The organism is Bradyrhizobium retamae (assembly GCF_001440415.1).
GTDB lineage: Bacteria > Pseudomonadota > Alphaproteobacteria > Rhizobiales > Xanthobacteraceae > Bradyrhizobium > Bradyrhizobium retamae.
Genome location: NZ_LLYA01000001.1, coordinates 42,331 through 55,966, shown reverse-complemented (window position 1 = coordinate 55,966; position 13,636 = coordinate 42,331). Strand labels below are relative to the sequence as shown.

13 protein-coding genes are annotated in these 13,636 nt (G+C 63.1%); 11 read left to right on the top strand and 2 right to left on the bottom strand.

The annotated features are described in order from the left end of the window. Positions 1–27: 27 nt before the first annotated feature. Together cysC and cysD are read right to left on the bottom strand one after the other, a co-directional pair. On the bottom strand, positions 28–1,944 hold the full coding sequence (gene cysC / locus CQ13_RS00255) for an adenylyl-sulfate kinase (protein ID WP_057841032.1): 1,917 nt from the start codon (positions 1,942–1,944) through the stop codon (positions 28–30). A gap of 24 nt (positions 1,945–1,968) precedes the next feature. After that, positions 1,969–2,763 carry a sulfate adenylyltransferase subunit CysD gene (gene cysD / locus CQ13_RS00250; RefSeq protein ID WP_057841391.1) on the bottom strand — a complete coding sequence of 265 codons (795 nt, stop codon included), beginning with the start codon at positions 2,761–2,763 and terminating at the stop codon, positions 1,969–1,971. A gap of 253 nt (positions 2,764–3,016) precedes the next feature. Here cysD and cysG point away from each other — a divergent pair, with 253 nt between their 5' ends. The 11 genes from cysG (at position 3,017) to CQ13_RS00195 (ending at position 13,634) form a co-directional block, all read left to right on the top strand. Next, complete coding sequence (gene cysG / locus CQ13_RS00245; RefSeq protein WP_057841031.1) at positions 3,017–4,453, top strand: siroheme synthase CysG; 1,437 nt, start codon at positions 3,017–3,019, stop codon at positions 4,451–4,453. Then, complete coding sequence (locus tag CQ13_RS00240; protein ID WP_057841030.1) at positions 4,450–4,761, top strand: DUF2849 domain-containing protein; 312 nt, start codon at positions 4,450–4,452, stop codon at positions 4,759–4,761. The genes cysG and CQ13_RS00240 overlap by 4 nt, the downstream gene beginning before the upstream one ends. A gap of 13 nt (positions 4,762–4,774) precedes the next feature. Further along, positions 4,775–6,430, top strand: a complete 1,656-nt coding sequence (locus tag CQ13_RS00235) for a nitrite/sulfite reductase (protein WP_057841029.1) — start codon at positions 4,775–4,777, stop codon at positions 6,428–6,430. Next, a complete protein-coding gene (locus CQ13_RS00230) occupies positions 6,417–6,932 on the top strand; it encodes a DUF934 domain-containing protein (RefSeq protein ID WP_057841028.1) in 516 nt (171 codons plus the stop codon). Before CQ13_RS00235 ends, CQ13_RS00230 begins: the two co-directional genes overlap by 14 nt. A gap of 5 nt (positions 6,933–6,937) precedes the next feature. After that, on the top strand, positions 6,938–7,660 hold the full coding sequence (locus CQ13_RS00225) for a phosphoadenylyl-sulfate reductase (RefSeq protein WP_430649644.1): 723 nt from the start codon (positions 6,938–6,940) through the stop codon (positions 7,658–7,660). Positions 7,661–7,797: 137 nt separating this feature from the next. Further along, complete coding sequence (locus CQ13_RS00220) at positions 7,798–8,787, top strand: sulfate ABC transporter substrate-binding protein (RefSeq protein ID WP_057841026.1); 990 nt, start codon at positions 7,798–7,800, stop codon at positions 8,785–8,787. A 67-nt stretch (positions 8,788–8,854) separates the two neighbouring features. After that, entirely contained in the window at positions 8,855–9,661 is an 807-nt protein-coding gene (gene cysT, locus CQ13_RS00215; protein WP_082637246.1) for a sulfate ABC transporter permease subunit CysT, read from the top strand. A 10-nt stretch (positions 9,662–9,671) separates the two neighbouring features. Further along, positions 9,672–10,649 (top strand): sulfate ABC transporter permease subunit CysW, encoded by a 978-nt coding sequence (gene cysW / locus CQ13_RS00210; protein ID WP_082637245.1) that lies wholly within the window; start codon positions 9,672–9,674, stop codon positions 10,647–10,649. Continuing rightward, positions 10,639–11,688 (top strand): sulfate/molybdate ABC transporter ATP-binding protein, encoded by a 1,050-nt coding sequence (locus tag CQ13_RS00205; RefSeq protein WP_057841025.1) that lies wholly within the window; start codon positions 10,639–10,641, stop codon positions 11,686–11,688. Before cysW ends, CQ13_RS00205 begins: the two co-directional genes overlap by 11 nt. Positions 11,689–11,823: 135 nt before the next feature. After that, positions 11,824–12,321 (top strand): CAP domain-containing protein, encoded by a 498-nt coding sequence (locus CQ13_RS00200; RefSeq protein WP_057841024.1) that lies wholly within the window; start codon positions 11,824–11,826, stop codon positions 12,319–12,321. Positions 12,322–12,458: 137 nt separating this feature from the next. Beyond that, entirely contained in the window at positions 12,459–13,634 is a 1,176-nt protein-coding gene (locus CQ13_RS00195) for a DUF3734 domain-containing protein (protein ID WP_057841023.1), read from the top strand. The last annotated feature ends 2 nt before the right edge of the window (positions 13,635–13,636 follow it).

The window sequence follows — 13,636 nt, the reverse complement described above, 5'->3', positions numbered from 1 at the left end:
CGGGTCGATGAGAAGGCCCCAAAAAGCCTAGATGTTCGCCGCCAGGTCGACGAGTTCGTCGAACAGAATGCCGGTCTCCGCCAGCATTCGCTCGATATCGTCGGTTGCGTCCGAAACCGAGCGCGCAGAGGTGTCGATGCGCAGCTCCGCCTGGACGGGCGGTTGGTAGTCGCTGCCGATGCCGGTGAAAGCCTGCAGCGTGCCCGCGCGCGCCTTAGCATAGTGGCCTTTGGGATCGCGGCTCTCGCAGACTTCGGCAGGCGTCGCGACGTAGATCTCGCGGAACGAAGCGTCGGCGATGCGTCGCGCGGCTGCGCGATCGTCCGCCGACGGCGAGACCGCCGCGACGACGGCAATGTGCCCGTTGCGCGCCAGATGGGTCGCAACTTCCGCCAGCCGGCGGATGTTCTCGGTGCGGTCCTGCGCCGAGAAGCCGAGATCGCCGTTGAGGCCGGCGCGCAGCGTGTCGCCATCGAGCAGGATGGGCGAACCGCCGCGCGAAAACAGCCGTCGCTCGAGTGCGCGCGCCAGCGTCGATTTGCCCGAACCCGGCAAGCCGGTCAGCCAGATCACCGCGCCGTTGTGGCGGTAGCGCGCCGAGCGCTCTTCCGGGCGCAATGCGGATTCCACCGGCACGATGTCGATCGGAACGGCGCGCTGTCCGGCGTCGACCGACAGCACGAGGCCGCCGCCGGCGATGCGGCCATTGACCTCGATTACCAGCCGACCGGTGCGCGAATTTTCCTGATAGGGATCGGCCGCGATCGGCTGAGCCAGCGAGATGTCGATTTCGCCGACGTGATTGCGCGCGATCGCCGTGGTCTCCTCGTTGGAGAGTTCACCTGGATCGACCGCCTTCTCGATCGCCACCACGCTGGCGCGGGTTTCCCGCGTGCCGAGGCGGATCAGGATCTGGTCGCCTTTCGACAGCGGCTTGTCGTGCAGCCAGAAAATGCGCGCGCGAATGCGCCGTGTGTCGCGCGGGGTAGCTCCCGCATGGGCGATGACATCGCCGCGCTCGATGAACAATTCGCGGTCGAGCGTGATGCCGACCGAGCGGCCGGCGCCGTGGCTGCCGTTGAGCGGCGTCACCGGCCAGCTCTCCACCGTCTTGATCTTCGCGATCTTGCCGGCGGGCATGATGACGATTTCATCGCCGGCACTCAGATGTCCGGACTCGATGCGGCCCGCAACAATGCGGCGGTCGTCGAACTTGTAGATCGCCTGCACCGGCAGCCGCAGCGCCAGTTGCTCCAGCGGCCGCGCCGGCTCGAGCGCGTCAAGCGCTTTGACGACGGTTGGTCCCTGGTACCAGCCGATCCGTGGCGTCTGCTCGGCGACGCCGTCGCCGTCGCGTGCGGAAATCGGAATCACGGCCGAGGGCGTCACGCCAAGGCCGATGAGATGCGCCGAAATTTCGTCGCTGATCTCCTTGAAGCGATCCGCGCTGAAATCGACGCGGTCCATCTTGTTGACGACGATCGCGACCTGCTTGATGCCCAACAGATGCAGCAGATAGCCGTGCCGCCGGGTCTGGTCGCGCACGCCTTCCAGCGCGTCGATGATCAGCACCGCACCGTCGGCCTGCGAGGCGCCGGTGATCATGTTGCGCAGGAATTCGGCATGGCCAGGCGCGTCGATCAGTACGACGTCGCGCGAGCGGGTGCGGAAGCGGATTTGCGTGGTGTCGATGGTGATGCCCTGGTCGCGCTCGGTCTGCAGCGCATCGAGCAGGAACGACCATTCGAACGGCATGCCGCGCCGTGCGCTGACGGCTTGCAACATCTCCAGCTTGCCTTCGGGCAGGCTGCCGGTCTCGTGCAGCAGGCGACCGACCAGCGTGGATTTGCCGTGATCGACGTGACCGACGATGACGATGCGCACTTGCGGGCGGGTGGTGCCGTTCGGTGTTGCCGAAACGCTGGCAGGCAGGATCATGTTCATCGCAACGCTCACAGCAAATGTCCGTTAGAGATAGCCGGCGACGCGCAGCCGCTCGAAAGCATCTTCGGTTTCATGATCCAGCGCGCGGCCGGCGCGCTCCGGCACCTTGGTGCCGTCGAGCTCGGCGAGGATCTCGTCGATGCTGGAGGCGGTCGACGCCACCGGATTGGTGATGTCCTGATCGCCCAGCGAGCGATAGCGCTTGCCGTCCTTCGAGAGATAGAGCGGAATGATCGGAATGTTTTCGCGCTTGGTGTAGGCCCAGATGTCGGCCTCGGTCCAATGCAGGATCGGGTGGACGCGTAGATGTGCGCCTTGCGGCACTGATGCGTTGAATTGATCCCAGAACTCCGGGGGCTGGTCGCGCACGTCCCAGCCGCCTTCGAGTCCGCGCGGCGAGAACACGCGCTCCTTGGCGCGCGTGGCCTCCTCATCGCGGCGGATGCCGGCAATCAATCCGTCGAAGCCATATTTGGTCAGGGCCCACTTCAGCCCTTCGGTCTTGCGGGCGGCCGAACGTGCGGCCGGCGGTAGCGTTGGATCGACGGCATCGATCGACGGGCAGGGTTCGACCTTCAGATCGAGATCCCACTCTTTTCCGAAGCGATCGCGGAAGGCGTACATCTCGGGAAATTTCTTGCCGGTATCGACGTGAAGCGCCGGAAACGGCACGCGGCCGAAGAAGGCCTTGCGCGCCAGCCAGATCATCACGTTGGAATCTTTTCCGAGCGACCACAGCAGCGCGAGTTTTTTCAACCGCGCAAACGCCTCGCGCAGAATGTAGATGCTCTGCGCCTCGAGCTCGTCGAGATGATCCATCGAGGGCGGCGGCAGCCGTCCATCGGCGAAAATTTGTTCGACGGTGGCGCCGCTTTTGCGGTCAGCGCCACGCAACCGGTCTTTGGCAGAGTCGGGATTGAGAAGATGCATCTCTGGGCCTTGGCCTTGGAGGGCGAAAATTCTATAGTTGCGACGCAATCGAGAAGAAATAATTTTCTCTTTGCGGGCGTTGAACGAGACATATATAGAAAATAATTCCAGTCAACCCCGAAGTGGGGGAAGCGAGTTTCGCATGCGATTTCTGCCCGTGTTTCTCGATCTGCAAAGCGGTGTGGTGCTGCTCGTCGGAGCCGGCGAACTCGTGCGCGCGAAGTTGCGCCTCCTGGCATCAGCCGGTGCAGACATTCGCTGGTATGCGACCGACGGCAGCCATGACGTTTCGGGACTCGATGCGGCCGCTGCCGCGCGGATCCAACGCGCAACCGGCGATCCGCTTACGGCCGATCTTGCGGGTGTCATCGCGGTACTCTGCGCCGGCGCCGGTGATGTCGGCGTTGCGATGTCGGTGCGCGCGAAGGCGGTCGGTCTGCCTGTCAACGTGATGGACGATCTCGCGCACTCGACTTTCATCTTTCCCGCGATCGTCGATCGCGGCGACGTCGTCGTCGCCGTCGGCACCGGCGGCGCGTCGCCAGTGGTCGCACGTCGCGTGCGCGAGCGCATCGAAGCGGTGCTGCCGGCGCGCATCGGCGATCTCGCCGGCTTCATCGGCAGCTTTCGTAAATCGATCCATGCGCGCATTCCCGAATTTGCGCTGCGCCGCCGCTTTTGGGAGCGCGTGATTGACGGCCCGATCGGTGCGCTGGTTCTGGCCGGGCGCAAGGCCGAGGCGGAAACCGCGTTGAATGAAATCGCCGATCCCTCCGCCTTCGCTGGCGCGAGCAAGGACGGCAAGGCCGAGGGCAGGGTGACGCTGGTCGGCGCGGGGCCGGGCGATCCGGATCTGCTCACCATCAAGGCGTTGCGCGCGCTGCAGGATGCCGACGTGGTTTTCTACGACGAGCTGGTCTCGCCGGAAATTCTCGACCGCATCCGTCGCGACGCTTCGCGCATTCCGGTCGGCCGTCGCGTCGGCAAGCCCGGCATCGGCCAAGACGCGATCAACAAATTGCTGATTGAAGCTGCAAAATCTGGACAGCGCGCGGTGCGGCTGAAGGGCGGCGACCCCTTCATCTTCGGCCGCGGCGGCGAGGAAATCGAAGTGCTGCGCGCCGCCGGCGTTGCCTATTCGGTGGTGCCGGGCATCACCGCAGGCCTCGGCGCCGCCGCGCAGTTCGAGGCGCCGCTGACCTATCGGCATGAAGCGCTGCGCATCACTTTCCTGACCGCGCACAAGGCAAAGGATGCCGAGAACGTCGACTGGTCGGTGCTGACAGACAAGAAGATGACCATCGTGGTCTATATGGGCATGACCGCCGCGCCGTCGGTCCGCGCGGGCCTGTTGGCTGCCGGCCGGTTGCCGCAAACGCCCGTCGGCGTGTTCGCACGGGTGACGCGGCCGGATGCGCAGGCCGTGGTCGGGACGCTCGAAAACCTTCCCGCGCTGGTCGAAAAAATCGATGGCGGCCCCGCCATCCTCATCATCGGCGACGTCGTCGCGCATTCCGCGCCGTGGCGCCAGTCCAACCTCAATCAAGTCATCTCAAAACTATTGGATGCTGCCGAATGACCTCTCCGCTCGAACAAAAGAAAATCAGAATCACGGGGCCGTCGGTCGTGACCGCCAATCGCACCTGGGATGGCGCCGTGGTCTACCGGACCGCACAACATGGGTGGTCGACCGCTCTGTCCGACGCTGCGATCGTGAGCACTTCGGATGATGCGCGTGCGTTGCTCGCCGAAAGCGCGGCCGATGACGTCGGCGCGGTCGGTGCCTATATCGCGCCCGTCGAGCTCAAGGGCCGGGTGGTCGAGCCCGGCAACCTTCGTGAACACATCCGGTCGAAGGGCCTCACCATCGACCTTCTTCCGGCCTAAAGGCTGATCCATCATGTATGCATATGACGAACTCGACCGCACGCTCATCAACGAGCGGGTTTCGGAATTCCGCGATCAGGTGAAGCGCCGCCTCTCGGGCGAACTCACCGAGGACGAATTCAAGATGCTGCGGCTGCAGAACGGCGTGTACCTGCAATTGCACGCCTACATGTTCCGCGTCGCGATCCCCTATGGCACGCTGTCGTCGAAGCAGTTGCGCCGGCTCGCCCACATTGCCCGCCGCTACGATCGCGGTTACGGCCATTTCACCACGCGGCAGAACATCCAGTTCAACTGGATCAAGCTTGCCGAGTTGCCCGATGCGCTGGCCGAGCTTGCCGAGGTCGGTATCCACGCGATGCAGACCTCCGGCAATAACATGCGCAACGTCACCTCGGACCAATGGGCGGGCGTCGCGCCCGGCGAGGTCGAGGATCCCCGCATCTGGTCGGAGATTCTGCGTCAGCACACCACGCTGCATCCGGAATTCTCGTTCCTGCCGCGCAAGTTCAAGATCGCGATCACCGCATCCGAGCACGACCGTGCCGCGATCAAGATCCATGACATCGGCTTGCGCCTGCACAAGAACGCCGACGGCGAGACCGGTTTCGAGGTGCTGGTCGGCGGCGGCCTTGGCCGCACGCCGTTCATCGCCAAGACCATCAAGCCGTTCGTAGCCGGCCGCGACATTCTCAGCTATGTCGAGGCGATCCTGCGCGTCTACAACCAGTATGGCCGCCGCGACAACATCTACAAGGCGCGCATCAAGATCCTGGTGCATGAGCTCGGCATCGAGAAGTTCGCGCGTGAGGTCGACGAGGAATGGAGGCAGATGGGCCACGGCGCCCTGACACTCGACCATTCCGTCATCGAGGAGGTGCGTTCGCGCTTCTCCTATCCGGCTTACGAGAAGCTTCCGCACATGCCGGACGAGCTGAAGCAGGCCGCGCATGATCCGCTGTTCGAGCGCTGGCGCAAGAACTCGGTGGCCCCGCACAAGGTGCAGGGCTATTCGATCGTGACGCTGTCGCTGAAGCCGGTGGGCGGCCCACCCGGCGATGCCACCGCCGACCAGATGGACGCGATCGCCGATCTCGCCGACAAATACTCCTTCGGCGAAATCCGCGTCGGCCACGAGCAGAACCTGGCGTTGCCGCATGTTGCCAAGCGCGACCTGCCGCAGTTGTGGAAGGCGCTCGACCGTCTCGGGCTCGCCACGCCGAACGTCAATCTGGTCACCGATATCATCGCCTGCCCGGGGCTCGATTACTGCTCGCTCGCCAATGCGCGCTCGATTCCGATCGCACAGGAATTGACGCGGCGTTTTGCCAACCACGACACCGCCGACATGATCGGCCGGCTGCACATCAACATCTCCGGCTGCATCAACGCGTGCGGCCATCACCACGTCGGCCACATCGGCATCCTCGGCGTCGAGAAGAACGGCGAGGAGTTTTACCAGATCACGATCGGCGGCCGCGCCGACGAGAACGCGCAGATGGGCGCGCTGATCGGCCCGGCCGTCCCTTATGCGGAAGTTGCCGACGTGATCGAAGACATTGTCGAAGCCTATCTCGCGCTGCGCGACCGTCCCGAAGAACTGTTCGTCGATACGGTCAAGCGTCTGGGCGTCGAGCCATTCAAGGAGCGGGTCTATGCCACTCGTTAAGAACGGAAGAATCGCCACCGACCTGTTCGTCCATGTTGCCGACGGCGCCGAATTGCCGGGCGACGGAGCGGTCCTCATTTCGTCAGCGCGGTTCCTCGAAGATCCGGAAGCCATTCTCAAGCGTGCCGGCAAAACCGGCGTGATCTGGCCGAACAGCCGAGCCGTCGACGACCTCGTGCCCTATCTCGATCGCCTGGCCGCTGTCGCGCTGGTGTTCCCGACCTTCCGTGACGGCCGTGCCTACAGCCAGGCGCGCTTGTTGCGCGAGCGGCATGGCTACGACGGCGAGTTGCGCGCCACCGGCCAGGTGCTGCGCGACCAGTTCGTGTTCATGTCGCGCGCCGGCTTCGACGCGTTCGAGGTGAAGAAGGATGCCGACGCCGATGCCTTCGCCGAGACCATGAAGCGCTATTCGGTGTTCTACCAGCCGACCGGCGATGGCCGCGTCACAGCGCTCAATCGGCGGATGCAGTTGCGTCATTCGGAGAGTGCCGGCCAGTGAGCACGATTTCACAGCAGGTGGTCGCCGCGGGTCCAGCGATCCTTCATTCGGCGCAGACGCTCGACCATACCTTGCGCGACGCTTCGCCGGCGCATGTCATTGAAACTGCGCTGAAGACCGTCGGTCGCGAGCAGCTTGCGCTGGTGTCGTCGTTCGGTACGGAATCGGCGGCTCTGCTCAAGGTGATGGCCGACGTCGATCCCGCGATTCCCGTGATCTTCCTCGATACAGGTTGGCTGTTCGAGGAGACACTCGCCTATCGCGATACGCTGATTGCTGCGCTTGGCCTCCGCGACGTCCGCTCGATCAAGCCGCTGGCAGAAGCGCTCTCACGCCAGGATCCCGATCGCGAATTATGGTTTTCCGATCCCGACGCCTGCTGCCGTATCCGTAAAGTAGAGCCGCTGGCGCGGGCGCTCAAACCGTTCTCGGCCTGGATCAACGGACGCAAGCGTTTTCAGGGCGGCGCGCGCGCTGAGATTCCCGTTGTCGAGGACGACGGCAACAAGCTGAAATTCAATCCGTTTGCCAACGTGTCGCGCGAAGAGATCGAGGCGATCTACGAGCTCGCCAAACTGCCGCCGCATCCGCTGGTCGCCTCCGGTTATCTGTCGGTCGGGTGCATGCCGTGCTCGAGCCGGACGGCGCCGGACGAGGACGCCCGCGCCGGCCGTTGGCGCGGCAGGCCCAAGACGGAATGCGGCATCCATACGACCAAAACTTCCTAGAATCCGGACTTCATAGGACAAGGAAGCTGCGGAACCGCAAACAATGAAATGCGGTTTCGTTGACTAAGGGGCCCTTCGTCGCGACTTATGCGTTCGTGGTTGATGATATGCTTCGTCAAGCCGAATGGAGATCAACGATGATCCGTCGCATTCTGCCGCTTGTTGCCGGATTGCTCTGGGCGAGTTCGGCCTTCGCTGCCGACTACACCTTGCTCAACGTGTCATACGATCCGACGCGCGAGCTGTACGCCGATTTCAACAAGGCGTTCGCGGCGGCCTACCAGAAAGAGAACGGCAAGAGCGTCGAGATCAAGCAGTCGCATGGCGGCTCGGGCTCGCAGGCGCGCGCGGTAATCGACGGGCTGCAGGCCGATGTCGTCACGCTGGCGCTGGCCTATGACATCGACGCCATCGCTGCGAAGGGACTGGTGGCGCCGGATTGGCAGAAGCGCCTGTCGCAAAATGCATCGCCGTATACTTCGACGATCGTATTCCTGGTGCGCAAGGGTAACCCAAAAGCCATCAAGGATTGGGACGATCTGATCAAGCCCGGCGTGCAGGTGATTACGCCGAACCCGAAGACGTCGGGCGGCGCACGATGGAATTACCTGGCCGCATGGGGCTTTGCCGAAAAGAAATTCGGTTCCCCCGACAAGGCGAAGAAGTTCGTCGCTGATCTCTTCAAAAACGTGCCGGTGCTCGATACCGGCGCGCGCGGCTCGACCGTAACTTTCGTCGAGCGCGACGTCGGCGACGTGTTGCTGGCGTGGGAGAACGAGGCATTCCTGGCGCAGCGCGAATTCGGCAAGGGCAAATTCGAGATCGTCGCGCCGCCGTCGTCGATTCTCGCCGAGCCGCCGATTTCTGTCGTCGACAAGGTTGCCGATAAAAAAGGCACGCGAGCCGTCGCCGAAGCCTATCTGAAGTATTGGTATACCAAAGAGGGCCAGGAGATCGCCACGCGCAATTCCTATCGTCCGCGCGATGCGGAAATTGCGAAGGAGCATGAAAAATCCTTCGCCAAGGTCGAACTTTTCACAATCGACGACGTTTTTGGTGGTTGGACCAAGGCGCAGAAAGATCACTTCGGCGAAGGCGGCATTTTCGACCAGATCTACAAGAACTGATCCGGCCAGCGTCAGCCGTAGCGGAAGCGGGGGATTTGTGGGCACAGCGGTCGCACGGCGCACGAGCTTGCCCGGGTTCGGTCTGACCATGGGCCTGACGCTGACGTGGCTCTCCGTTATCATCCTCATTCCGCTCGCCGGCCTGTTCCTCAAGACGCTCGAGCTTTCGCCCGCTCAGTTCTGGGAAATTCTCACCAGCCGCCGCACGCTGAATGCGCTGAGGATTTCGTTCGGTCTCTCCTTTGCCGCAGCCTGCGTCAACCTGGTGATGGGTACTATCATCGTGTGGGCGCTGGTGCGCTACCGCTTTCCTGGCCGGCGGATTTTCGATGCCATCGTCGACATTCCCTTTGCGCTGCCGACCGCGGTTGCGGGCGTGGCGCTGACGCAATTGTTCGCACAGAAGGGATGGCTCGGCGCGCCGCTGGCTGAACTCGGCATCAAGGTGGCGTTCACACCGATCGGGATCTTTATCGCGATGGTCTTTATCGGCATCCCCTTCGTGGTGCGGACGGTTCAGCCCGTCCTGATCGATCTCGATCCGGAAATCGAGGAAGCGGCCGCAAGCCTCGGCGCCAACCGCTGGCACACCGTGTTCCGGGTGATCTTGCCGAGCCTGATTCCGGCGCTGCTGACCGGCTTCGCGCTGGCGTTCGCGCGTGCGGTCGGCGAGTACGGGTCGGTGATCTTCATCGCCGGCAATCTGCCGAACGTATCGGAGATCGCGCCACTGCTGATCGTGATCCGGTTGTCCGAATTCCGCTACGCCGATGCGACGGCGATTGCCGTCATCATGCTGCTGGCTTCGTTCGTGATCATCTTAGCCGTCAATCGCCTGCAACGCTGGGCGCAAATCCGCATTCCCGCGCATTGAGGGCCTGCTGATGTCGACGCAGACAAGCTTTGTGACTCCGGTGGCGCCGCTAAAGCCCTACGCGTCAACGGCGGGCGCGGCCGTTTCCTCGCTGTCGCGCCGAGAAGCGCGCGAGCGTCCGCGGGCGATTGCTTCACCCAAGGATTTTCGGACAGAGCCGGGGCCGGTCCGCTTCGTCATCGTCGCGCTTGCCGTCAGCTTCCTCACCATCTTTGTCGTGCTGCCGCTGGTTGTGGTGTTCGCATCGGCCTTGTCGAAAGGTTTTGGCGCCTATTTCGCCGCGCTGGCCGAGCCGGAGGCGCTGTCGGCAATCCGGCTGACCCTGATGGTGGCGGCGATTTCGGTCGGTCTCAATTTGCTGTTCGGAGTGATCGCGGCCTGGGCGATCGCAAAGTTCGATTTCCCCGGCAAGACCTTCCTGGTCACGCTGATCGACCTGCCGTTCTCGGTCAGTCCGGTCATTTCGGGTCTCGTCTTCGTGCTGCTGTTCGGTGCGCAGGGCTATTGGGGCACCTGGCTGCAGGCGCACAACATCCATATTCTGTTCGCCGTGCCCGGCATTGCGCTCGCGACCATCTTCGTGACGTTTCCGTTTGTGGCCCGCTCGCTGATCCCGCTGATGCAGGAGCAGGGCACGCAGGAGGAGGAAGCCGCGATCTCGCTGGGAGCGTCAGGCCTGCAGACCTTCTTCCGCGTCACTCTGCCCAATATCAAATGGGGCCTGTTGTATGGCGTACTGCTGTGCAATGCGCGCGCCATGGGCGAGTTCGGCGCGGTGTCGGTGGTGTCGGGCCATATCCGCGGCGAGACCAACACCATGCCGCTACTGGTCGAGATCCTCTATAATGAATATCAATTCGTAGCCTCGTTTGCGATTGCCTCGCTCCTGGCGATGCTGGCCCTGATCACGCTGGTCGTGAAAACGGTTCTCGAACGGCGCCTGGACGACGAAGGACAGATTCCAAGGAACGATTCAAGTGACCATTGAAGTCAAAAATATCGTCAAGAAATTCAGCGCGTTCGCAGCCCTCGACAATGTCGATTTGAAGGTCGGCAAGGGCGAATTGCTGGCGCTGCTCGGCCCATCCGGGTCGGGCAAGACCACGCTGCTGCGGATTATCGCAGGCCTCGACTGGCCCGATGCAGGCGAGGTGCGGATCGATGGCGAGGATGCGCTGGGACACGGCGCCAGCGAACGCCACGTCGGATTCGTGTTCCAGCACTACGCGCTGTTCCGCCATATGACGGTGTTCGAGAACGTCGCCTTTGGCCTGCGTGTGCAGCCGCGCGCCGTCCGCAAGGACGAGGCCGCGATCCGTGCCCGCGTCAAGGAATTGCTCGACCTGGTGCAGCTCGACTGGCTGGCAAACCGCTATCCCAGCCAATTGTCGGGCGGCCAGCGCCAGCGCATTGCGCTCGCCCGCGCGCTTGCGATCGAGCCGCGCATTCTCCTGCTCGACGAGCCGTTCGGCGCGCTCGACGCGAAGGTGCGGAAAGAGCTGCGGCAATGGTTGCGTTCGCTGCATTCCGAAATCCATGTCACCTCGATCTTCGTCACCCACGACCAGGAGGAGGCGCTGGAAGTCGCCAACCGCGTGGTGGTGATGGACAAGGGGCGTATCGAGCAGATCGGCACGCCCGGCGATGTCTATGACAATCCGGCGACCGCCTTCGTCCACGGCTTCATCGGCGAATCCATCGTGCTGCCGGTCGAGGTCTCAGGCGGCTCGGTGCGGCTCGGCGGCCGGCCGCTTAATATCGCCGCCGATGGTGCAGCCTCCGGCGCCTCAAAGCTGTTCGTCCGTCGCCACGACATGCAGATCGGGCCCGCCGGAACCGGCTCGCTGGAGGGCGCGGTGCGCCATGTCCGCTCGTTCGGCCCGATCCAGCGGGCGGAGATCGCCTTGATGGGCGGGGAGGGCAAGACCGTGATCGAGATCGACGCCCCCCGGGACCGGGAACTCCAGGCCGGCGAAATCATCAGCCTGCAACCCCGCCGCTACCGGATCTTTGCCGTGCAGGATTGACGACGAAGTCGTCATTCCGCGGCGCGAAGCGAACTCGGAATGACGTCGAAACGACGGCCCGTTCACCATTCAGCCACGGTTGGTATGCAACAAGCGGCCATCCAGGCTTAGGGGCTTCTTCGGGGGATTCTTTCAGTGAAACGGGCGACCACCGCCATTATCGGCCTATTGCTGCTTGCCGGCTGCTCGGCAGACGTCAAGATTCCGGAACAGCCGGCCATGTATCTCGACATGGCCCAACCCGGCGCCACGCTCGACCCCGTGGCGGCGGCGCTCCTGATCTCGCAATATCGGCAGAACAATGGCCTCGGCGCCGTAGTGGTCGATCCCGATCTGATCAAGCTGGCGGAGCAGCAGTCCCAGGCGATGGCGGCCCGCAACAAGATGGACCATAACGTGAAGGGCCCGCTGGAGAAGCGGCTGGGGGCCTCAGGCTATCCGGCGAAGCTTGCCGTCGAGAATATCTCGGCCGGCTATCACACGGTGGCGGAAGCCTTTTCCGGCTGGCGCGACTCGCCGCCGCACAAGGCCAATATGCTCAAGAACGGTGTCACAAAATTGGGCATCGCGGCGGTTTATGCTCCAAACACCAAATACAAGGTGTTCTGGACGCTCATCCTTGCATCGACGTGAGGCAACGCCGGATGCGGGCTTCGACGTCTCACAATGCGATAAACTCGGCGTGATCCTTGCTTCGATCCTGCCTGATTGACGCCGTCGCGAACTGCCGCCACGGTGCCCCGGTCATTGTCCACTAGCCGACGGTCACGATGGATCATTCCGATACCGCGCCGGCAACCACGCCCGCCAAAGCGCAGCGTGTGCTGGTCCTGCAAGGCGGCGGCGCGCTCGGCTCCTATCAGGCGGGTGCATTTCAGGCGCTGTGCCGCTCGGGGTTCGAACCCGAATGGATCGCGGGCATTTCGATCGGCTCCGTCAATGCCGCGATCATTGCCGGCAATGAAGGCGAAAAGCGCGTCGATCGGCTGAAAGAATTTTGGGAGATGGTATCATCTCCGGTGCCATGGAAGCCCGTCGCATCGGGTGACCGCGCGCGCTCGCTGTTCAACGAGACCAGTGCCGCGCTGATTGCGACCTTCGGCGTACCGGGCTTCTTCACGCCGCGCATTCCGCCCGCGCCCTTGTGGCCGCCGGGCAGCCGGCAATCGCAAAGCTATTATGACACTGCGCCGCTGAAGAAAACGCTGGAGCGGCTGATCGACTTCGATCGCATCAACGATCTGAAGACGCGGCTCAGCGTCGGCGCGGTCGGGGTAACCTCGGGCAACCTGAAATATTTCGACAGTTTCGATTTCAGGAAGCACGGCAAGAAGATCGGCCCGGAGCACATCATGGCCTCCGGCGCGCTGCCGCCCGGCTTTCCTTCCATCGAGATCGAAGGCGAGCACTATTGGGACGGCGGCATCGCTTCCAACACGCCGCTCGATTATGTGCTGAGCGAGGAAACCAACCGCGATCTCCTGATCTTTCAGGTCGATTTGTTCAGCGCGCGCGGCGAATTGCCGACATCGCTGCTGGAGGCCGCAGAGCGCGAAAAGGACATCCGCTATTCCAGCCGCACCCGCATGGCTACCGACAAGAACAAGCAGGTGCACAACGCGCGAAAGGCGCTGCGCGAGCTGCTCGGAAAGCTGCCCGATGATCTCAAGAACGATCCGTCGGTGGCAGTTCTCTGCAACGCGGCCAAGGAAAACACCGTCACCGTCGTGCATCTGATTTACAAGAGCAAGAACTACGAAACGTCATCCAAGGATTACGACTTTTCGCATGTCGCCATGGTCGAACACTGGAACGCAGGCGTCCGCGACGTTCATCTGTCGATGCGTCACAAGGATGTGTTGGAGCGTCCGCAATCCGGCCAGACCATGATGGCCTACGATATGACGGGGGATGTTTCGAAGACCGCCGCAGGCAAGCAGGAGTGAAT